This is a genomic window from Siminovitchia terrae, assembly GCF_003605405.2.
Taxonomy (GTDB): Bacteria; Bacillota; Bacilli; order Bacillales; family Bacillaceae_C; genus Siminovitchia; species Siminovitchia terrae.
Genome location: NZ_QYTW02000016.1, coordinates 17,048 through 38,984 on the forward strand (window position 1 = coordinate 17,048; position 21,937 = coordinate 38,984).

Here is a 21,937-nt window from a genome sequence, read left to right on the forward strand (position 1 = left end):
CTCTTACCCCCAGTTCATTTTAGGAAAAATGGCAATACGAAACATTATTTTGCCGCAATTTCGGAAAACTGCCCGCAGTAATAAAGAAGAGGCTGCCCGGTATGATATTCAAAGTTTTTTACCTCTCCGAGAAAAAGAACATGGTCACCACCATCATATGCTGCCCAAGGCTCGCACTCTATAAATGCCAATGAATTTTTGATACGCTTTCCAAGTTTTCCATCTTCCCATTCAAAAGGTAAGCTTTCTTTTGGCCGACCCGCAAAATGCATGGCAGTGTCCTGCTGGTCCACTTGTAAAACGTTTACAATAAATTTGTTATTTTTAAGGGTGTTCAAAGCTTTCGCGTTTCGATCAACAGATACTAAAACAAGCATCGGGTCCAAAGAAACCGAGGTGAACGAGTTGGCTGTCAGTCCATGTGTACCTGTTTCGGTTTCACAGGTTATCACCGTGACACCTGTTGCAAAGTGACCTACGCAATTACGGAATTTTCTTGCATCCATTTATTCATCTCTCCTTTTAAAGTTTAAGTCTTTCTTTTTTAAATTGTAGCAATAGTAAATATAGTAATAAACCGCAAAAAAGAATAGAAAACTTGCCTTTCACTTATAAAAGGGTGGAGAAATAAATGGATTTGTACTTAATTATAAAGGACTTCTAGGGCTATCAAAAGTCCTTTTCAATTATTTGTCCAATTTTTAGTTTCCAACTTATTCAGCAAATAGTATAATTGTCCTCATCATCTTTGTTTAATAAAAGGAGTGCAGCCTCCAATGAATAAAAACTTCAGACTGCAGCTAACATTGATTATGATAGCGTTCTCCATCTTCATATCATTAGTAGTCGCTTTAATCAACCAAGAAAAAATTAGGAACAAACTGTTTCAGGAACATGAACTGAAGCTTAGTATGATTGAAGATAATATATTGAGTTCTTTGCATTCCATCGACAAGGCTTATATGCTGTTTGACAAGGATATGGCGGAGATGATGGAAGACTATTCGGAGGAGTTAATCTCCCTATATAAAAAAAATCCGGACTTTGAGCAATGGGATTTTAAGAGATTAAATGAGAAATATAAAATGGATGTATATATCCTGAATAACCAAAACGTCGTGACTTTCAGCAGTGTGCATGATGATATCGGACTTGATTTTGGTGCATGCTGCGTCAATTTTTCCAAACTGCTGGACCAGCGAAGGAATGAGGGGAAATTCTCTCATGATGGAATGGATATCTCTTTGAACAGTGGTGAAATAAAGAAGTTCAGCTATATTCCTACACCAGATAAAAAATATATCATTGAGCTGGGTGTTTCATTGGAAGATGGGGAGATTTTTAAGCACTTCAATTTCCTTGAGGTTGAAAAAGAGTTGGAAGAGCGGTTTTCTATGGTTGAGTCCATCAAGGTTTATAATAGTGGAGGATTCATCTTAGGCAGCTCTAAAAAGGAAGAAGAGGACTTGAGAAACTCGCTAGATAAGTGGGAGACTTTCCGAAAAGCCTTGAAAACCGGAAAAGTCAAGGAGACAGAGCAGGAGATAGACGGGAAAAAGATTACATATCATTATGTTCCGTACAAAGCTGAGGAACAAAGAGGCTATTCCACAAGCCGAGTTGTGGAAATCGCTTATAACAAGGATGAGTTGAACAAGGCGCTGAACCAAAGCCGCAAGGAATTTCTCATCCAGTTCTCTGTCATTTTCATTGCAGCTATCGTCATTTCTTGGATTATCGCTCGGCGGGTGGCAAGACCGATGTATCTCGCTTTTCATGATCTTTTAACAGGACTGAATAATAGGGCGGCCTTTGAAGAACTGGTAAAAGAACATCTAGATAAAAAGAAAGGCAATCTTGCATTGATGATGATTGACCTTGATAACTTCAAAATGGTGAATGACAGCCTAGGCCATACCGAAGGAGATCATATACTCAAAGCGGCAGCCCACGAAATCCTTATAAGTGCAGGAAAAGACAATCATGCTGCCAGATTGGGCGGAGATGAATTCGTGGTGATTTTTCCGGATATCGGAGAAGAGGAATTGAAGAAGTCTGCTTCTATGCTCATTAAACGAATGCAGCGCCTGTTCCGGGATATCAGTGAAAAGAATCAAATTGATGTTTCCATCAGCGTCGGCATCGCCATGGCAAGTGGTGAAGACGATGTCGACAGCCTGTATAATAAAGCGGATCGTGCGCTCTATGAATCAAAGAAAAAAGGGAAAAATCAATTTAATATTTATCAAATGAGCAGTTAAGGGAAAACACTTGAGTATTAAGGATTTGGGACTACTGCGAATTTTTAGCTCCGGTTGAAAGACTTTCACTGAATACTGCTACGGTCATGTCCTCTCATTCTTTTTAAAAAATGAGAGGGCATATTTTTAATATTTCTGGAGTGTTTAATCTATAAGACGATTTGATCAATCTCCTCATCAAAGTAAAGTTTTTCTCATATAGGTTTGCAGTCTTTCATTTTGGTAGGCTTTCATATAAAAAAGGCTGTCGAGGGTTTCTCGACAGTCTGAAGTGATCCAGCGGAAGGAACGGAAGCCATTCTAAAGATAGGCTTGAGAAGATCTTCACGGCGATAAGGTTTTTGCCCTGCTTTGGTGCCCGAATAGACTGAAACCATCATTTTTCCAGGTTCAAACTATCAACCTCAAACTTCGTCTTGTACTCTTCGGGGGCCAAGCTATTTCCGCCAGATCTATACATCGTAAAGATATACCATTCCAACTCGGACAGTCACCATCATTCTATTTCGTTAACCTGATATTTTTCAATGGGAACAAGACGAATTTACTCTTTCCGATAATCCGGTCCCTCTCAATGAATCCGAGAGAAAACCCGAGCCGACTCCGGCTGTCAATACTGTTGAAACGATTGTCCCCCATGACAAAAAAATTGTGTTCGGGAACAATGATGGGCCCGAAGTCTTCCGTTAGATTATCTCCTTTTTCTTGCGCAGCTTTCAAATTCTTCTTGAGATAAGGCTCTTCTATTGGCTGTTCATTTATAAATAACTGATCATCTTTCATTTCAATCATGTCACCAGGCAGCCCGATGACCCTTTTTACATAATTGGTTTTTGGGTCATCCCCTTTGATGATGACAATTTCGCTTCTGTTCACCTCTCCCGTCCAGGAAATCGTTTTACTGACGATGATTCTTTCATGATCATGGAGTGTGGGCTCCATTGATGCGCCATCCACAATCATGGGAGAAAACAGGAAAGCTCTTATGGCAATCACCAGTCCTAAGGCAAGAAGGAGTGGGGGAATCCAACTAACGATACTTTTTGAAGTGCGTTTATGATTATTCATGATCCTTCTTCTCCATTCTCTCTTTATACCATTATTTTCTCTAAAAGCCGCTTCTCTTGCAACAGATAGCCGGAATATATTTTTTCTTGTGAAATTTCGATTCTTATGTAGAATGAAAGAGACATCTTTTTTGAAAGGTTGATGGGAATGTGGGAAGATTTTAAGAAGTTTGCGATTCAGGGCAATATATTGGATTTGGCTGTAGCCGTTGTGATTGGCGGGGCCTTTGGAAAAATTGTTTCCTCATTGGTTGATAATATTATCATGCCCTTAGTCGGAGCTCTTCTAGGCGGACATAGCTTTGAAAAGCTGTCGATTACAATTGGTGATTCCGTGATTAAATATGGCATATTTATTCAAAGTATTGTTGATTTCTTTATCATTGCGGTTTCCATCTTCCTGTTTATCAAGCTTCTGGTTAAACTAAAAATCCAGAAAGAAGAAGAAGAGCCGGAGCCGGAAGTGGAACCGGACATTGAACTTTTATCTGAAATTAGGGATCTCCTAAAGGAACAGAAAAGAATAGGAGAAACGGAATAATAAAAACAACCACGCGGATTTCATGTTATCCGCGTGGTTGTTTTACTTAATGGCGCGCCCAGATCCAGCTGGAGCTACAGAACGTAGCGCTTGGAGATCACTAGGAATCGTCCGCTCTGACCCTGGCGTCTTGCACTTTTCTTCATTATTATGCTTTTGAAGCTTGAACTTCCATGTTGATTTTTACTTCGTCACTGACAAGTACTCCTCCTGTTTCCAACGGAGCATTCCATGTCAAGCCGTAATCGCTTCTTTTGATTGTTCCTGTTATGCTGAAACCGGCTTTTTGTGCACCGCTCATAGGATCTTTCACTACACCGCCTGAAGTCACGATGAATGTTTCGGATTTTGTCACGCCATGCAAGGAAACATCTCCTGTAATTGCATAATCGTCACCTTGTTTTTTTATGTCGGTTGAAGTGAAAGTAAGTTTTGGAAATTTCTCTACTTCAAAAAAATCGGCGGAACGGAGATGGTTATCGCGATCCTCATTGGCAGTGTCGATGCTTGCAATGTCAATAGTAAATTGAATTTTTGCAGTTGTTAGATCTGTAGGATCTGCCTCGATTTCAGCATCGAAATCCCTGAATCCTCCCTTAACTCTAGAAATCATCATATGTCGGATTGAAAATTCAACCTCACTGTGTGCTTTGTCAAGTGTCCATGTAGAATTGGCCATTATTATAATTCCTCCTACCAAAGTTACTTTTTGTAAGTTTATAAATTTATTATAGTTGGTATTCATTTGTTTGTAAAGTGTCTTTTTGACAATGAACGTTATTCAACTGATAATCACATTAATGAATATTTTGCCAAAGGAGTGTCGGTTTATGCGTATGGTAGATATTATTGAAAGAAAAAGAGAGGGAGTGGTCCTCACGCCCGAGGAAATTCGCTTTGTAATTGACGGATACAGTAAGGATGAAATCCCTGATTATCAGATGTCTGCTTTGCTTATGGCTGTTTATTTTCAAGGAATGACAGCGGAAGAGACAGCAGAATTGACGTTGGCTATGGCAGAATCGGGAGACCAAATTGATTTATCCAAAATCGACGGGATCAAAGTTGACAAACATTCTACAGGAGGAGTGGGGGATACAACCACTTTGATTTTAGCGCCACTTGTAGCTGCGGTCGGGGTTCCAGTAGCGAAAATGTCCGGGAGGGGACTTGGCCATACAGGTGGAACCATCGATAAACTTGAAGCAGTTCCAGGGTTCCATGTGGAAGTATCTGAGGAGCAATTCATCGAATTGGTGAATAAAAATAAACTGGCTGTCGTTGGCCAATCAGGAAATCTGGCACCAGCTGATAAAAAGATTTACAGCCTTCGTGATGTAACTGCAACCGTCAATTCGATTCCTCTCATCGCAAGTTCCATCATGAGCAAAAAAATTGCGTCTGGTGCGGACGCCATTGTTTTGGATGTAAAAGTGGGATCTGGTGCTTTTATGAAAGAGATGAAAGATGCTCAGGCTCTCGCTTCAACAATGGTTGAAATTGGAGAACAGGTTGGAAGGAAAACGGCCGCCGTTATTTCCGATATGAATCAGCCGCTTGGATTTGCAGTCGGAAACTCATTAGAGGTGAAAGAAGCGATCGATACGTTGAAAGGGAAGGGCCCTGCTGATTTGCATGAGCTTTGTCTTGTCCTTGGCAGTAAGATGGTTGTTCTTGCAGGGAAAGCGTCGACAGAGGCGGAGGCATATGCCATGCTTGAGAAAGTCATCGAGAACGGCAAGGCGCTGGTGGCTTTCAAAACCTTATTATCAGCGCAGGGAGGAGATGCCTCGGTTGTCGATCATCCGGAGAGGCTTCCTGATGCCAAGTATAAGATTCCAGTTTTGGCCGAGGCGGCTGGCTTTGTGGAAGGAATTACTGCTGATGAAATCGGTACAGCCGCCATGCTGCTTGGGGCTGGCCGTGCTACGAAGGATTCGGTGATCGACTTGAGCGTTGGTATTGTTTTACATAAAAAAATTGGGGATGAAGTGAAAAAGGATGAACCGATTGCAACTATCCACAGTAACATAGAAGTTGTGGAGATGTCGTCAAGGAGAATTTTGCAGGCGTATAAGGTTTCAGGTGAACGCTCTTCCACGTTGCCTTTGATCAGAGGGTAAAATCCTTTTGAAAATAAAAGCGTTCATGGTATGATAAATGATAGAGATTCTCAATTAAAATTTGGGGGTAATGTAAAAGTGCTTGCAACAAACTCGATTGCGGATATCATTCGTAATAGAACTACCGTAAAAACAGGTTTTGTTGATAAAGAAGTGAGCCAGGAGCTCGTGTTATCGTTATTGGAGGATGCGGTTTGGGCGCCCAATCATAAAAATAGGGAGCCATGGCGGTTCATTTTTGTTTCCGGAAACCGTAAAGAAGCTTTTATCGATGCGGTCTTGGAATGTCAAGAGCCTGCGAAGCATGCTGCGACAAGAAGGAAATTCGAAGAGGTGCCTGCGATTTTAGTCGCGGTGATGAATGATGATCCGCGCCAAAAAGTTTGGGAAGAAGATTTTTCCGCAACAAGCTGTCTATTACAGAACTTCCAGCTTCTTGCCTGGGAAAAAGAATTAGGGGTCTGCTGGAAAACACCTCTGCATATCCATGATCCAAAATTCCGTTCGGCCATCGGAGTAGAGACGGGTGAAAAAATCGTCGGTATTTTGCACCTTGGATACTTTGATAAAGAAGTCGTTGGGCGGAGACAGCGGGAAAGAACCAATCCTACAGAAAAGCTGACAACTTTTTAATCATCATGTGAACCATGCCTGCCCGGATGTCCGGGCGGGTTTTTTGAAAGATAAGAAAGTATAAAATTGATGGAATATTTTGTTCAAATTAAGATTTTATATGTCTAGCTACGACGTACAGGAAGTACTAGTGCAAGCGAAGCGACAGGATGTCGCGCCCAGAGCCTGCCGACGTACAGGAAGTACTAGTGCAAGCGAAGTGACAGGATGTCGCGCCCTGAGCCTGCCGACGTACAGGAAGTACTAGTGCAAGCGAAGTGACAGGATGTCGCGCCCTGAGCCTGCCGACGTACAGGAAGTACTAGTGCAAGCGAAGTGACAGGATGTCGCGCCCTGAGCCTGCCGACGTACAGGAAGTACTAGTGCAAGCGAAGTGACAGGATGTCGCGCCCTGAGCCTGCCGACGTACAGGAAGTACTAGTGCAAGCGAAGTGACAGGATGTCGCGCCCTGAGCCTGCCGACGTACAGGAAGTACTAGTGCAAGCGAAGTGACAGGATGTCGCGCCCTGAGCCTGCCGACGTACAGGAAGTACTAGTGCAAGCGAAGTGACAGGATGTCGCGCCCTGAGCCTGCCGACGTACAGGAAGTACTAGTGCAAGCGAAGTGACAGGATGTCGCGCCCTGAGCCTGCCGACGTACAGGAAGTACTAGTGCAAGCGAAGTGACAGGATGTCGCGCCCTGAGCCTGCCGATGTACAGGAATTACTAGTGCAAGCGAAGCAAAAGGATGTGGCAGCTTGAGGAGGCCAGGCGCCATCGGCGCAAGGATCAAGTCAAATTGCTGTGGTGGCTGAAGAACTGCCTCCTCGCAATTTGCCTTGTGCTTGTCGTCTAAGGCTAAGCGCCTTGCGCTTTTCTTAATGTAGTTTACCATGACATTAAAAATGCCTAAGTTTAGATCCGTGGAAACAGTATATAATTCGCATTCTATAAAACGAATTGCTATTATTCTAAAAATTGTGTGTTCATCTGTCAGGGTACATGATAGACTTTTAAGATATGCACACACTTTCAATTAGGGGGTAAGCTATGAATACATCAGACATGAAAAATGAATTAGCCACACAGAGTAAAAACGGTATTTCTTTTTTATCTTCGGCTGTCATCGTCTGGATTATATTTACATTCATTTTTTTTCTGCCTCTGGATATAAAATGGAAAAATATTTTGATGCTTTGGTGTTCAGGGATCATGTTTCCAATGGCAGTCACTTTGTCCAAGTTTTTTAAAGTAGACTGGAGGAGCAAAGGGCTTCCTCTGAGCGATCTAGGATTGGTTCTGAATTTGGCGCAGTTGATGTATTTTCCTATCTTATTTTTGGTTTTTGTACATTCTCCGTCAGACATGGTTGCGGTTTTTGCAATCATCACTGCTGCCCATCTTTTCCCATATGGTTGGCTGTACCAGGCGATGCCTTATTATATTTACGCTCCAGTGATTTCTGTCATGGTCATGATTTTAGGGTTTGCAAGAGCCAGCCACCCCTGGGTGATTCCTCTTGTTATGGCGATCTCTCTTGTTCTGCTCAATTTAGCTTTATTTGCGGATTATAAGAAAAAATCGTCCTTAAGCCGCAGTGCTTGAACCTCCGAAAGGGTTTTTTGAACTTTTTCGTGAATACAGTTAGTAAGCTCAGAATACAATCTATTGTTCTTCAAACTCCCTCGCTTTAACATTGACACATCCCTTCTTTTTTTATATGGTTTAGGGGGTCAACTATTGAAGGGGAGAATTAATTTGGATAATAAACAATTAATCTTTGAGCGATTCATGAGTATTATGCTACACGGACGAAAAGGGATGTCGACTCTTGTTTCTGAGCAGCTTTTACAAGAAATGTCGCTTGAGCAGTTTACGCTCATTCGTATGGTTTACAAAAATGGGCCGATTCGCGCCTCTGAATTGGCCGGCCTGCTTTATGTGCATAGAAGCGCCATTACGGTACGGGTCGATAAGCTTGTGAAAAAAGGTTTGCTGGAACGTGAAAGGGACGAAGAGGACCGCAGAAATGTCTATTTGAGGGTCTCTGAAAAAGGGAAGGAATTTTACCAAACGCTGGAAAGTAAAATCAACGAATTTGTTGAGGCTATTATACGTGATATCCCAAAGAATGAGTTGGAGAATTTTTTGAATGTGTTTGAGAAAATTGCCACTTATATTGAGAAATATGAAGGAGAAAAATCATGAGAAGCATTTTACGTTTCAGATGGGTGGTTCTAGCCTTATGGATTGTTATGGCCGTTGCCTTGATCATCAAATCACCGGACATGAACCAGCTTGTCAGGGATAAGGGGCAGCTGACAATCGCAGACGAATATCCTTCTTCGGTTGCTTCGGATATCATTGCCAAACATTCGTCGAAGGAAGAGGGGACAGAGGCTTTCATTGTTGTATTCCATGATGATAAAAAACTGTCCGGTTCACAGCACAAAAGTATCCAAGCAGCGATAAGCAATTTGGAGAAGAAAAAATCCGAGCTGGGTATCAATGGAATCACCTCTCACTTTGATGACAAGGAACTGGAGAGCCAGCTTGTCTCAAAAGATGGAAATACAGTGATTGCGTTAATCGATGTCAAGATGGACGGCAGGGAAGTGAAAGATGTCCGCGATCCCTTGGAAAAGGAAATAAAGATAGATAACGTTGATACATACATGACGGGGAATTCGCTGATCAGTGAAGATGTAATCATCAGTTCCGAAAAAGGGCTGAAAAAAACGGAAGTAATCACTGTCATTTTTATTATGGTCGTCTTGCTACTGGTTTTCAGGTCGGCGGTCGCTCCGTTCGTGCCATTGTTGACCGTTGGAATGACATATTTGGTGAGCTCGACAGTTGTAGCATTCTTGGTGGACGGTCTCAATTTTCCCGTCTCCAATTTTACACAGACATTTATGGTTGCCGTGCTTTTCGGTGTCGGAACGGACTACTGTATTTTGCTGTTAAGCCGCTATAAAGAACAATTGTCGGCAGGTTATGATATTCCGTCCGCAATTGTCACGACTTATAAGACTGCTGGAAAAACTGTTATTTACAGTGCGGTTGCCGTGATGATCGGTTTTGCTTCGATTGGTTTTGCGACATTCAAGCTGTATCAATCGGCGGTCGGAGTTGCAGTCGGTGTGTTCGTTCTGATTATAGCATTGTTTACACTAGTTCCGTTTTTTATGATGACCTTGAAAAAAGCTCTTTTTTGGCCGGTAAAAAAAGACATTTCCCACAAAGAAAGCAGGATTTGGGGATGGATGGGCAATCTTGCTATTACTCGCCCTCTGATTGCACTTGGGATTGTGGCCGCATTTACTGTTCCGCTTCTAGTCAGCTATGATGGTGACCTGTCTTTTAACTCGCTGGATGAAATTGGCGACGAATATGAGTCTGTCAAAGGATTCAATATTGTGGCTGACAGTTTTGGACCTGGCGAAATCATGCCGATACAAGTTGTGCTCGAAAACGACGATTCGATGAAATCGAAGGAGTATTTTACGCTGATCGAGTCAATCGGAAATGATCTTGACAAACTGGATCATGTAGAAAAAGTCCGAAGTGTCATGCGCCCGACAGGTGATAAAATAGAAGAGATCTATGTGAAAAAACAGGCGGATGAACTTGGTAAAGGGATTGGTGAAGGGAATGAAGGCATTTCAAAGATAAAGGATGGGCTGAATGAAGCGGCATCTTCCATCAAAGATTCCAAGCCTGAGCTGGAGAAAGCTACAGCGGGCATCAGCGATTTGACAGCTGGTACCAAAGAGCTTCAATCAGGTGTCGGCCAATTGCAAAACGCGTTAAGTGAAATTGAAAATGGAATCCGCCAGGGCACGTCCGGTGCGGGCGAGTTGAAAAAAGGAGTGGCGCAGGCAAGCAGCCAGGCAGCCGAACTGCAATCAGGAACCCGGGAATTGCTGAATGGGTACAAAGAAGCGCAGGCAGGGCTGGAACAGCTTATCAGCGAATACGGTAAAGTGCCTGCCGGTCTGGAAGATGCGCAGCAGCAACTCGCGGGCCTTGGAGAACCACTTGGCAAACTGGTTCAGAACCACCCCGAAATCGCCGGCGATCCGAATTTTGCTGATATCCAGTCGCGGGTCGAGAGTGCTACGAAGCAGGTGGCAATTGCCGGCGGAACTGTATCGGCTTTGAACGGAGAATTGGGCAAGGTCCAATCTGGCCTGGCAACGGCTAACGGGCACTTGTCGGATGTCGTTGAAGGCTTAGGCCAATTTTCGTCAGGGATGAAAGAAGTGGAAAAAGGCTTGGGCGAATTGGAATCAGGATTAGGGCAAGCGACTTCAGGCCAGCATCAGGTCGTTGAAAAAATCCCAGCTATTGCAGCAGGGATGGGAGAAATCGCAAGCGGCCAGGAAAAACTTCAATCCGGATTCGGGCAGATGGGTGACCAGCTTAATCAATTGGGAGACGGTTTATCCCAAAGCAGTGATGGGCTCGGAAAAATTGAAGACGGCTTCGGGGAAGCGAAAAAACATCTGGACGACATAGCGGAAGATACTGATTTGCAGCAATCCGGCATTTATATTCCAGACCAATTACTGACAGACAAAGATTTTCAAAGAGTGTACGACATTTACATGTCTGCTGACGGAAAAATGACGACAATGGATATCGTGCTCGATTCCAACCCATATGCGAAACAATCAATGGAGATGGTTTCAAATATTGAAGACACGATAGCCAAAGCGACGAAAGATACGAAGCTTGAACAGGCGAACGTCGGAATCGGCGGCGTGACAAGCATGAACCGTGACCTGGAATCCATGTCCGACTTGGATTATACAAAAACAGTCACCTTCATGATGATCGGTATCGTCCTGATATTGGTTGTTTTACTGCGTTCACTCGTCATGCCAGTTTATATCATTGCATCGCTTCTTTTAACCTATTATTCTTCCATCTCCATGACCGAAGTGATTTTTGTCAATATACTTGGCTATCCGGGAATCAACTGGGTGACGCCGTTTTTCGGGTTCGTAATCTTGATCGCCCTTGGCGTCGACTACTCCATTTTCTTGATGGACCGCTTTTCGGAATATAAGGAACTGGATGTTAAAGCAGGCATTATCCTCGCCATGAAAAACATGGGCACCGTCATCATGAGCGCAGCCGTCATTTTGGCGGGAACCTTTGCGGCCATGCTGCCTTCGGGCGTTCTGTCGATGCTGCAGATTGCCACTTTAGTATTGTCTGGTCTATTATTCTATGCCTTGGTAATTTTACCGCTGTTCGTTCCAGTGATGATCAACATGCTGGGCAAAGCGAATTGGTGGCCGTTTATTGTTAGAAAAAGTGATGAGTAAGGAGGGAAAAGCTGGGAGGCGTTTGCTTCCCGGCTTTTTTACAGTGCATTCCCTGTAGTTTGCGTCTGGATTGCAGCACTTACTTTCCATATTTACGAATACTCTTGAGAATTGGAAAATACTCTTGAGATTCAGAGAATACTCTTGAGAATTGGAAAATACTCTTGAGAATTGGAAAATACTCTTGAGAATTGGAAAATACTCTTGGGAATTGGAGAATACTCTTGAGAATTGGAAAATATTCTTGGGAATTGGAAAATACTCTTGGGAATTGGAAAATACTCTTGAGAATTGGAAAATACTCTTGGGAATTGGAGAATACTCTTGAGAATTGGAAAATATTCTTGGGAATTGGAAAATACTCTTGGGAATTGGAAAATACTCTTGAGAATTGGAAAATACTCTTGGGAATTGGAGAATACTCTTGAGAATTGGAAAATATTCTTGGGAATTGGAAAATACTCTTGGGAATTGGAAAATACTCTTGAGAATTGGAAAATACTCTTGGGAATTGGAGAATACTCTTGAGAATTGGTAAATGCCCTGAAAGTACTCTTAAAACTAAAAAATACTCACGAAATAAAAAGCCCCCTCTACAACAGTAAACTTATTGCATGGCTTGATTCGGATTACGGAAACGGGTTGGAATGGATTCCAAAAATATATATACAAAAAAGAGCAAACGCAATAAACTGCGATGCTCCATTTTCCTAGGCATTTCTCTTTTTAAACGGTACCCACCAGTTCAAATCGCCAAGAAGCTTCATGAGTGATGGAACCAACATCATCCGTACGATGGTTGCATCAATAAAAATAGCGATGGCGACTGTTACTCCCATCTGCTGAACCGGAACAACGCCGGTAAAAGCGAAGGCACCTGTGATAACAATCATGATAGCTGCGGCGGATGTTATGATCTTACTTGTGGAAATCAACCCTTCCAAAGTCGCCCGATCATTATCGCCTGTTTTCAAATAAACCTCATGGATACGCGAAATGAGGAACACTTCGTAGTCCATGCTTAAACCGAAAACGATGCTGAAGGCAAAAACCGGTATCATCAAAGCGATGTCCGATAGATGGAAGCCAAGATGCCCTCCTTGGAACAGCCAGACAACAATCCCGAAGGTACAGCTTAAACTGATGATGTTCATCAAGATCGCTTTTAACGGAATCAAAACCGACCTAAATGCCCAAAATAGGACAATATATGTGGACAGCAAAATAAACGCAAGGCTGTATATGATCTTGTCGTAAATTTCATCGAAAATCTCCTGCTGAAATTTGGGATGTCCCCCGACTAGGAGAGGGACTGTCATATCTTTTTCATTCCATTCACGAACCCATGTTTTTGCTTTATCTGAGGACGCAGCAGCATCCAATGTTACCTGGATGAGGGCCTGGTTATCATTTGTTAATTGATCAATGGCAGGCTTGATAGCATTGGCTGTGTCCGGAACACTCAAAGATGCGTATATTTCTTCCGGATTCAAATTTGTTGTGGAAAAGATGGACTCTGTTTTTGTAACGAGCGGATCACTCTCAATTTCCTTGGTGACTTTTTCCAATTCCTCCAGCGAATTTTTTTCAGTGATATCGTCAGTAGTACGGGCGATGATGGGGACGGTCACAGTATCGTCCGAACTGAATGTTTCTTCGAACTTTTCATGGGCTGTTCTTGAATCAAAGGATTTTGGCAAGGCGTCCGCTTCAGGGATGGAAAGATTCATCTTTCCGACCGGAAGGGCGCCGGTAAAAAGTATTCCAGCAGCCAAAAAAGCCATGATGACTGGCCTTTTCATGACAAAAGAGGCGAACCTGTGCCATCCGCTTACTTCTTTTTCTTTTGACCTTAGTATCATCCATTTGTTGATGCGGTGTCCCAGTATTCCAAGGACAGCCGGCAGGAATGTATTGGCCGCCAAAACGGAAGTGAAGACGACGGCTATCCCTGCAAGCGCAACTGCCTGAAAGACACCGACATTGATGAACAGCATGCCTATCATGCCAAGCAATACGCAAAATCCGGAAAAGATGATCGTTTTACCCGACGTTGCGACTGTTGTGATCACCGCCTGTTCCACAGGCTTTTTGCCCAGTTCTTCCCGGAAGCGGTTGACGGATAGGAGGGCGAAGTCGATGCCGAGCGCAAGCCCAATCATTGGAGCTGTATTCAGAACAAATATGGAAAGCTCCATCTTTTGTCCTGTAAAATAAAGAAGCCCTAAGGCAAAAATTACGCTGACAAATCCGGTTAGAAGCGGAATGACTGCTGCAATCACTCCTCTGAATGCAAGGAGCAAAACAATGATGGCAATTGGAATTCCGATGAGCTCAGCCCTTACCAGATCGTCCTGTGCAGCCTTGCTCATATCTTCCTCAATAACTTGTCTGCCGGTCAATCCTGCCGAAAAATTGCCCTCTTTTTTCAATTCTTTCCGGATGTTTTCTATCTTGGAGCCGATTTTATCCTTGTCACCATGGAGCTCAATCAAGGCATAGGCCCTGCTTTCTTTCATCATGTCCGGGGACTCTAAAGGTGAACGGTAAATATCGGTCCCTTCCAGGCGATCTACATGGTCAATCGTTTCTTCAATGTAACGCTTAAAAGCATCCTTTTTGGCATTTCCAGACCTTTCAAATAGAAGGATAATCGATGATTCGGGTATTCCGAAATCCTTGTCCAGGATTTTCTCCACTTCATCATACGTACCGTCATATTCAAAGCCACTGCCTCCCAAAACTGATGGAAGCTTGAGGGCAAAAAAAACGAATGCGATCACGAATACAGCCCATAAAGCAAGCACAAGCTTCCTGTTTTTGTATATTAAGCGTCCAAACTTTTCCATGATTATCTCCTTAAATATTCTATGTTTAACTTCATTCAGCAGAAACCCCCCACTTCTGTAAGTGGTGAGATGAATGCATATTGGTATTCCCATTTAGTGGGGGGGTCAAACCCCGGCTGAATAAAGTTAAAGCCTCCGGCGGATACCACAGATTTTTAGAGGAAATTTATCGAGCGGAGCTCGATAAAATCTGGGCGCAAATACGCCAAGGCGCATTTGATTCTACCACACTAAAAGCGCAGTATCGAGAATTTTTGTGTGGATTTTGGGAATGACTCCGTAACACTTGTCTGCTTTCGAAATTCACCGATTTTGCCATTTCCAACCAATAATTAAGGAGAAATGTATGAAGTTTACTATAACGCAAAGTAGTTTTAACTTCATTCAGCAGAAGTCTCCCACTTCTGTAAGTGGTGAGATGAATGCCTATTGGTATTCCATTCAGCGGGGGTTCAAACCCCGCTGAATAAAGTTAAAGCCTCCGGCGGATGCCACAGATTTTTAGAGGAAACTTATCGAGCTCCGCTCGATAAAATCTGGGCGCAAATACGTCAAGGCGCATTTGATCCAGCCCTTCTTTAATGATGGAACTTAAGTTCTATTTACAAAATTCAGTCTATTCAATATAATCAAACTAAAGGGGCGGACAATCCCGATCCTTTAGAGTGGCCGTTGGATTGCATTATCATTATCAAGAATTTTGATAGGAGGATAAGTTATGAGTGATATCAATTGGAAGCAAGTGGAGGAATGGGATAACAAGTATATTTTAAGAACATTCGCTACACAGGAAGAATATGAATCGGTACCAATTGAATCTACAGACGGTGATTACCTCATCATGCCCGATGGAACTCGCCTATTGGATTTCTTTAACCAGTTATATTGTGTAAACAGCGGACAAAGGGTTGAGAAAATTAATAACGCAATAAAAGAAGCCCTTAATCGCTATGGTTTTGTATGGGACGCTTATTCCACGGATTATAAAGCAAGAGCCGCTAAATATATAATCGAAGATATTCTCGGCAATGAAAACTGGCCGGGCAAGATTCGGTTTGTATCAACCGGCAGTGAGGCGATTGAAACTGCTTTATTTATTGCTAGGTTATATAAAAACCGCCCATTGGTTGTGACGAGAGAGTATGCTTACCACGGATGGACCAGAGGAGCATCATCTGTTACAAAATTAAAAGGGGTTAGAAGCGGGCTTGTTGAAACGGATGCTCAGGAAGAACCTGTTCATATCCCTGGCCAGCAAGATGGATTAGTCGCTATTGCACCATCGCCTAACTGTATGCGCTGTTCTCTTGGCCATACATATGGTTCCTGTCATGATGAGTCAGGAGAACTCGCTTGCGTTAAATATACGCGAAGAATGGTTGAAAACCAAGGTAAAGAGAAAGTAGCAGCAATGATTACCGAGGTAACGCAAGGTGCGGGATCGGTTCATCCGCCAGCTGAATATATTCCTCAAATTCGGAAAATGACAAAAGAACTCGATATCCTTTGGATTGCTGATGAAGTGTTGACAGGCTTTGGCAGGACAGGTGAATGGTTCGGTTATCAACATTACGGTGTAGAGCCGGATATCATCACTTTAGCAAAAGGACTGTCCAGTTCCGCTATCCCCGCAGGAGCGGTTGTAGTAAATAAAGATATTGCTGATTTTATGGATAATCATCGCTGGGAGACAGTGTCTACTTATTCCAGCCATCCTATCGCCATGGCAGCAGTTTGTGCGAATTTAGAATATATGATGGAAGAAAATTTGGTTGAAAAAGCAAAGGAAGCTGGAGAGTATATGAAGGGAAAGCTTCTTGATTTGAAAGCAAAACACCCTTCTATTGGGCAAGTAGCCGGTTTTGGGGTGCTTTGGATAGTTGAGTTGGTAAAAGATGAAAAATTGACTCCATTCATAGAAATGGATCGAAATGTAACGCATGAGGGAGATCCAAGCAAATTTCCTATTAATATTATTAATGAAAAAGCAATCGAGAAAGGTGTCTTAATCGGTGGCTTTGTGCCAAACACATTGAGAATTGGTTCGTCACTAAATGTTTCAAAAGAGGATATAGATAAGGCAATGGATGCCTTAGATTATGCCTTAAGCCATTTAGACGCTCAGATGGTGCTGGAAAAGAGTGAGGAAGTATTAACATAATAAAAGAATAAATAATAAAAAATTCAATGCAAGAGTCTGCGTATCGCAGGCTTTTTTCTCTTGGCTGCTTGTATTTTGTTGTTTCTGATCAATATTATGTTTTTCGGTCTTTGGAGACAATCGTGCAGATTGGATTACAAAGACCCGGCAAATCCTGAACTACTCGGAGAGCGATTATCAGTCATATCTTTTCGCTATTTAAGAATCATGAATCAACTGCATTGAATCGCAATTTTTAAAGTAAAACGCCTCCAGGAAGCGAAAGATAACATTAAGAAGCTTCCCGGAAGCAATAAATTTCACTGGGTGGTGTGACATCTAAATCAAATATATACAAAAAAAACAGGAACTACTCCGCGGATTTTTACCTTTGCTGGAGCGATTCCCTTTCAATCGTTTCTTGTTTTCGGAAGAAAGACTCCCTTGCGCTTGCTTCATCTGGGAAAAAGGAGGAAGCGCCAATTTTTTCATATAAGCCGCTTTTCTTGAACAACTCGATTCCCCAATCCGGTAGGCCTGAAATAAGTACTGTGCTGCCGGCATTTTTGATACTATCAATAACCAGCGCCAGCTTATCTTCCCCAGTTGCATCGATCATCGTTACATGCTGCATGTCGAGCAGGATCACCCGAGGCATTCTCCTGATGGAAGCCATGAGGGAATGTTCGAAGCTCTGTGCAGTTCCGAAAAATAGCGGTCCCCTAATAGTGAACTTCTTAATTTGAAAATGGGCTGTCAAATCCAAGGATTCCTGCCGTTTCCTTTGGATGTCGACCGGATCGTCGATTTGAAGTTGCTCGCTCTTCTTTTTTACAAAAGACAAGACTGCGAGCAAGAGGCCGACTTGAACAGCAACCGTTAAGTTGATGAATACGGTCAGAAGAAACGTTACGGCAAGAACCAACGAGTCGCTTGTCCTCAACTGCAATACTTGCTTAAATGATTTGTACCCACTCATATTCCACGCAACAAGCATGAGAAGCGGTGCCATGGCTGCGAGTGGAATATAGGAAGCATAGGGTGCAAATAGAAGCAGTGTCAAAAGTACAAACACACTGTGAATGACCCCGGATAGCGGGCTTACCGCGCCGGATTTGATGTTTGTTGCTGTACGTGCGATTGCTCCCGTGGCAGGAATTCCTCCGAACAATGGTGCAACGATGTTAGCGATCCCTTGTCCAAACAATTCACGGTTGGATTTGTGCCTGTCTCCCGTCATCCCATCTGCAACAACCGCGGATAGCAGTGATTCAATCGCTCCCAGAGCAGCAATAATCAACGCGGGAGTGAATAATGTAGCAATCTTTGCTAACGTAATTTCTGGAAGCTGAAGCTTCGGAAGAGATTGCGGAATGCCTCCATAAGCCGTGCCAACTGTTGCCACCTGTCCTGGAAAAAGAAGAGCCGCACATATGGTGGGAATGATTAAGCCCACAAGCAACACGGGAACACGCGGGAAAAATCTTGGCACGAAAATAATGACGAGGAGACCAATGACAGCTATCAAAATGCTGTATCCGTTTGTTTCCCCAAAATGACTGATAAACTCCAGCATATTTTGGTGGAAATACTCATGACTTTCCAAGTCTAAACCGAAAAAGTTGCCTAGTTGTCCAGTGAAAATGATCACAGCGATACCCGTTGTAAAGCCGATTGTAACAGATCTTGGAATGAAATGAACCAGACTTCCGAGTTTTAAAAAACTCATAGCAACAAGCATGACCCCGGCCATCAAGCCAGCGATCAACAGATCTTCGTAACCATATTGAAGTACTACGGCAAGCAAAATCGGAATGAAAGCTCCCGTAGGACCCGCGATTTGATAGCGGGAGCCACCGAGCAAAGATACAATCAATCCGGCAATAATTGTCGTGTAAATGCCGTATTCAGGCTTGACGCCGGAAGCCATGGCAAAAGCCATCCCAAGAGGAATGGCCACGATACCGACAGTGATTCCGGAAATGAAATCTTTTCGGAGGCTTGCAGGCTGGTAATCGCGAAATCGATCATCAGCAAACAAACAGCAACACCTCTATTGATATTTTCCTTAAAACGAAAGAAAAAATGAATGGAATTTGTATATCTAACTTTACTATACTCCTATATAACAGGGAAATCAATGGAAGTTTTTTATAAACATACAGTTTGCTGAATAAATCAATGGCGTTTAACTTCATTCAGCAGAAATCTCGCATTTCAGTAAGTGGTGAGATGAATGCCTATTGGTATTCCATTCAGCGGGGGTTCAAACCCCGGCTGAATAAAATCAAAGCCTCCGACGGATGCTACAGATTTTCAGAGGAAATTAATCAAGCGGATCTTGATAAAATCTGGGCGCAAATACGCCAAGGCGCAATTTGATACGATGTCTTGGAAGCGAAGAAGGGCTCGCTTCCAAGATTTTTACTGATTCTTCTTTCTTTTTTTGTTGTTGAGCCTTTGTGCTGCAGTTAATGGCTCAGTTGGATCAATCTTTGCTCCAAAATTTTGCTTTGTTTCCGGGTTCATGCCTTCGATGTTGCTTTGTGTTCTTTTTGCCATCCCAATCACCTCCAATAAGTATTTTGTCTTTGTCTTGGGCGAATATTCAGTTCGTGGAAAAGCTAGGTAAAAGTTTCATGTGTCTTTCATTTATGTTTTCAATAATATCCAAGCATGTGAACCATTCATTTTTATAGAGATTGATCATAAAATTGTAAAAGTCCAATAGTAAAGTAATAGTATGTAAGCGTTTAGATTGATATAATTGATGCATAATGGCAAGCCCCCTTTGATTCACACAGAATGAAAGAATGGAGGAGTCAGACGAATGGAGAGATATGTAAACTATATTAATGGGGAATGGGTTCCTTCCGAATCAGGTGAATTCATCAAGAATACGAATCCGGTGAACGGTGAGGTGCTTGGCGAGGTGACTGTTTCCACCGCTAAAGATGTAGACCGTGCGGTTCAAGCAGCCAAGGAAGCGCAAAAAAAATGGGCGCTGGTACCGGCTCCCGAACGTGCAGATGTTTTATATGAAGTGGCGTATTTGCTTAAAGAGCGCAAGGAGCAATTAGCTCAGGTTTTGACAAAGGAGATGGGGAAAGTCATATCTGAGGCACGGGGTGAGGTGCAGGAAGCGATCGATATGGCTTATTATATGGCAGGGGAAGGCCGCCGTCTATTCGGAGAAACAGTTCCGTCCGAGTTACGGGACAAGTTTGCCATGAGTGTCCGTGTACCTGTGGGTGTCGCAGGATTGATCACGCCTTGGAACTTCCCAATCGCCATTGCTTCATGGAAGTCCCTTCCTGCATTGGTTGCCGGTAATGCGGTCGTTTGGAAACCTGCATCCGAAACGCCATTTTTGGCAGCAGAATTTGTGAAAATCTATGAAGAAGCCGGGCTTCCGAAAGGGCTGCTCAATCTTGTATATGGTTCCGGAAGCGTTGTAGGAAATGCGATTGTGGAGCATCCGGAGATCGACCTCGTTTCATTTACAGGTTCTAATGAAGTTGGTGCCAAAATCAACGGCCGCGCTGGTGAACTGCTAAAGCGTACTTCACTTGAAATGGGCGGAAAAAATGCCGTTACTGTATTAGAGGATGCCGATCTGGATCTAGCCGCGGATGGAATCGTATGGAGCGCCTTTGGTACGTCCGGACAAAGATGTACTGCTTGCAGTCGTGTCATCGTCCAGGAATCTGTCAAAGAAGCACTGGAACAGAAGGTCCTCCAGAAGATGAAAACACTGAAGCTTGGTGATGGTTTGGATGAGTCAGTTGATGTGGGGCCTGTCATTAACCGTTCCGCTTTGGAAAAAATTCACGAATACGTGAAAATTGGGAAAGAAGAGGGAGCGAAGCTCCTGGCAGGCGGGGAGTTCGCCACCGAAAGTGGATTGGATAAAGGGAACTTCTATCAGCCTACTCTATTCACGGATGTCAAATCTGATATGCGGATAGGCCAGGAAGAAATTTTCGGACCAGTTGTATCATTCATTCCGGTAAAAGATCTGGATGAAGCCATTGAAGTGAATAATAGTGTGAAGTTTGGGCTGTCCAGTTCTATTTTTACAGCTGATGTAAACAAAGTTTTCCGCGCTATGCGCGATTTCGATACAGGTATCGTTTATGTGAATGCAGGTACCACAGGTGCAGAAATTCACCTGCCGTTCGGAGGAACGAAAGGAACAGGTAACGGTCACCGCGATTCCGGGGTTGCATCACTTGATGTGTTCACTGAATGGAGATCAGTCTACGTGGATTACAGCGGAAAAATTCAGCGAGCGCAAATTGATAATTATTGATAGAGGCGTCTCTGATGGATAACGCACCGTTTTTTCTGCTTTTACCATCACATAAATGAGGCATATCCTGCCAGCTCAAGGGTTCGTTTCGTTTGACCCCTGATACTATCAAGTTTTTTTCTCATAATTGTCATGGCTAAGGTGATTCCTGGAAAAAGAGGTCACTCAAAAATAGTTTGTTTTTGGGCCTGGCGAATGTGGGGTCGAAATTGAAAACGGAGATAAAAATATTAGAAAAACTGCCTTTTTTCGATCGTTATTGAAAAAAGGCAGTTTGTTCTATGACTGCTTTAACTTCATTCAGCATTCATCTCACCACTTACAGAAGTGGGAGACTTCTGCTGAATGAAGTTAAATCGATTTATTGATGTTATTGCCAAATAAAGTCGAATTTAGTAATATTTAAGTTACAGTTTTTTCAGAATAGAGATTTTGTTATGGGTAATTTCGCATATTTGGTCAATAAAAGCAGGATGGCTTTTGGAGTATACTTTCGGATATAGAAGTGAAGGTGCTTTACTAATAAACCTAGTTTTTACGGTCTTTATATTCAGAAGATTTATTCTTAGACAGCTATTCTACTTGTCTCGTTTTACGGGATAAAATCCTATCATCATGTCATGTTTGTCAGAAAATTCACCAATATTTTCGTCTTTTAGTAATCTTATACTTATTGAGAAAATAGTTTAGAAGA

19 protein-coding genes are annotated in these 21,937 nt (G+C 42.9%); 13 read left to right on the forward strand and 6 right to left on the reverse strand.

What is annotated here, in order from left to right; translation table 11 throughout:
* Window positions 1-44: 44 nt before the first annotated feature.
* Entirely contained in the window at window positions 45-506 is a 462-nt protein-coding gene (locus D5F11_RS15275) for a flavin reductase family protein (RefSeq protein WP_120117048.1), read from the reverse strand.
* A gap of 270 nt (window positions 507-776) precedes the next feature.
* On the opposite strand from D5F11_RS15275, the gene D5F11_RS15280 reads away from it, so the two are divergent.
* Entirely contained in the window at window positions 777-2,261 is a 1,485-nt protein-coding gene (locus D5F11_RS15280) for a GGDEF domain-containing protein (RefSeq protein ID WP_120117047.1), read from the forward strand.
* Between the two features lie 501 nt (window positions 2,262-2,762).
* Here the strand turns inward: D5F11_RS15280 and lepB are convergent.
* Window positions 2,763-3,329: a signal peptidase I gene (gene lepB, locus D5F11_RS15285; RefSeq protein ID WP_120117046.1), complete on the reverse strand. Its 567-nt coding sequence runs from the start codon at window positions 3,327-3,329 to the stop codon at window positions 2,763-2,765.
* Between the two features lie 147 nt (window positions 3,330-3,476).
* On the opposite strand from lepB, the gene mscL reads away from it, so the two are divergent.
* Entirely contained in the window at window positions 3,477-3,869 is a 393-nt protein-coding gene (mscL, locus tag D5F11_RS15290) for a large conductance mechanosensitive channel protein MscL (protein WP_120117045.1), read from the forward strand.
* A gap of 148 nt (window positions 3,870-4,017) precedes the next feature.
* Here mscL and D5F11_RS15295 read toward each other — a convergent pair whose 3' ends face one another.
* Window positions 4,018-4,548 (reverse strand): YceI family protein, encoded by a 531-nt coding sequence (locus D5F11_RS15295; protein ID WP_120117044.1) that lies wholly within the window; start codon window positions 4,546-4,548, stop codon window positions 4,018-4,020.
* Window positions 4,549-4,699: 151 nt separating this feature from the next.
* Here D5F11_RS15295 and D5F11_RS15300 point away from each other — a divergent pair, with 151 nt between their 5' ends.
* From D5F11_RS15300 to D5F11_RS15325, 6 genes are all read left to right on the forward strand, one after another.
* Window positions 4,700-5,992, forward strand: coding sequence for a pyrimidine-nucleoside phosphorylase (locus D5F11_RS15300; RefSeq protein WP_143253774.1), 1,293 nt, complete (start codon window positions 4,700-4,702; stop codon window positions 5,990-5,992).
* Window positions 5,993-6,070: 78 nt separating this feature from the next.
* Complete coding sequence (locus tag D5F11_RS15305) at window positions 6,071-6,625, forward strand: nitroreductase family protein (protein ID WP_245998224.1); 555 nt, start codon at window positions 6,071-6,073, stop codon at window positions 6,623-6,625.
* Between the two features lie 1,046 nt (window positions 6,626-7,671).
* Window positions 7,672-8,211 (forward strand): DUF7010 family protein, encoded by a 540-nt coding sequence (locus D5F11_RS15310; RefSeq protein ID WP_245998226.1) that lies wholly within the window; start codon window positions 7,672-7,674, stop codon window positions 8,209-8,211.
* 135 nt (window positions 8,212-8,346) lie between these two features.
* Entirely contained in the window at window positions 8,347-8,814 is a 468-nt protein-coding gene (locus tag D5F11_RS15315; protein WP_120117041.1) for a MarR family winged helix-turn-helix transcriptional regulator, read from the forward strand.
* Complete coding sequence (locus D5F11_RS15320; protein ID WP_120117040.1) at window positions 8,811-11,942, forward strand: MMPL family transporter; 3,132 nt, start codon at window positions 8,811-8,813, stop codon at window positions 11,940-11,942. The genes D5F11_RS15315 and D5F11_RS15320 overlap by 4 nt, the downstream gene beginning before the upstream one ends.
* A gap of 324 nt (window positions 11,943-12,266) precedes the next feature.
* Entirely contained in the window at window positions 12,267-12,470 is a 204-nt protein-coding gene (locus tag D5F11_RS15325) for a hypothetical protein (RefSeq protein ID WP_126646606.1), read from the forward strand.
* A gap of 182 nt (window positions 12,471-12,652) precedes the next feature.
* On the opposite strand, the gene D5F11_RS15330 is transcribed toward D5F11_RS15325, so the two are convergent.
* Complete coding sequence (locus D5F11_RS15330; protein ID WP_120117038.1) at window positions 12,653-14,791, reverse strand: MMPL family transporter; 2,139 nt, start codon at window positions 14,789-14,791, stop codon at window positions 12,653-12,655.
* Window positions 14,792-14,871: 80 nt separating this feature from the next.
* Here D5F11_RS15330 and D5F11_RS15335 point away from each other — a divergent pair, with 80 nt between their 5' ends.
* The 3 genes from D5F11_RS15335 (at window position 14,872) to D5F11_RS15340 (ending at window position 16,952) form a co-directional block, all read left to right on the forward strand.
* Complete coding sequence (locus D5F11_RS15335) at window positions 14,872-15,066, forward strand: hypothetical protein (RefSeq protein WP_126646607.1); 195 nt, start codon at window positions 14,872-14,874, stop codon at window positions 15,064-15,066.
* 154 nt (window positions 15,067-15,220) lie between these two features.
* Complete coding sequence (locus D5F11_RS26585) at window positions 15,221-15,373, forward strand: hypothetical protein (protein WP_185830728.1); 153 nt, start codon at window positions 15,221-15,223, stop codon at window positions 15,371-15,373.
* A 136-nt stretch (window positions 15,374-15,509) separates the two neighbouring features.
* Window positions 15,510-16,952 (forward strand): class-III pyridoxal-phosphate-dependent aminotransferase, encoded by a 1,443-nt coding sequence (locus tag D5F11_RS15340; protein ID WP_120117037.1) that lies wholly within the window; start codon window positions 15,510-15,512, stop codon window positions 16,950-16,952.
* A gap of 364 nt (window positions 16,953-17,316) precedes the next feature.
* On the opposite strand, the gene D5F11_RS15345 is transcribed toward D5F11_RS15340, so the two are convergent.
* Entirely contained in the window at window positions 17,317-18,972 is a 1,656-nt protein-coding gene (locus D5F11_RS15345) for a SulP family inorganic anion transporter (RefSeq protein WP_120117036.1), read from the reverse strand.
* 191 nt (window positions 18,973-19,163) lie between these two features.
* On the opposite strand from D5F11_RS15345, the gene D5F11_RS26590 reads away from it, so the two are divergent.
* Complete coding sequence (locus D5F11_RS26590) at window positions 19,164-19,313, forward strand: hypothetical protein (RefSeq protein WP_185830729.1); 150 nt, start codon at window positions 19,164-19,166, stop codon at window positions 19,311-19,313.
* A gap of 42 nt (window positions 19,314-19,355) precedes the next feature.
* Here D5F11_RS26590 and sspO read toward each other — a convergent pair whose 3' ends face one another.
* The gene (gene sspO, locus D5F11_RS15350; RefSeq protein ID WP_120117035.1) at window positions 19,356-19,493 is read right to left on the reverse strand and encodes a small acid-soluble spore protein O; all 138 of its coding nucleotides are present in this window, start codon (window positions 19,491-19,493) and stop codon (window positions 19,356-19,358) included.
* 268 nt (window positions 19,494-19,761) lie between these two features.
* Here sspO and D5F11_RS15355 point away from each other — a divergent pair, with 268 nt between their 5' ends.
* The gene (locus tag D5F11_RS15355; RefSeq protein WP_120117034.1) at window positions 19,762-21,243 is read left to right on the forward strand and encodes an aldehyde dehydrogenase family protein; all 1,482 of its coding nucleotides are present in this window, start codon (window positions 19,762-19,764) and stop codon (window positions 21,241-21,243) included.
* Window positions 21,244-21,937: the final 694 nt, after the last annotated feature.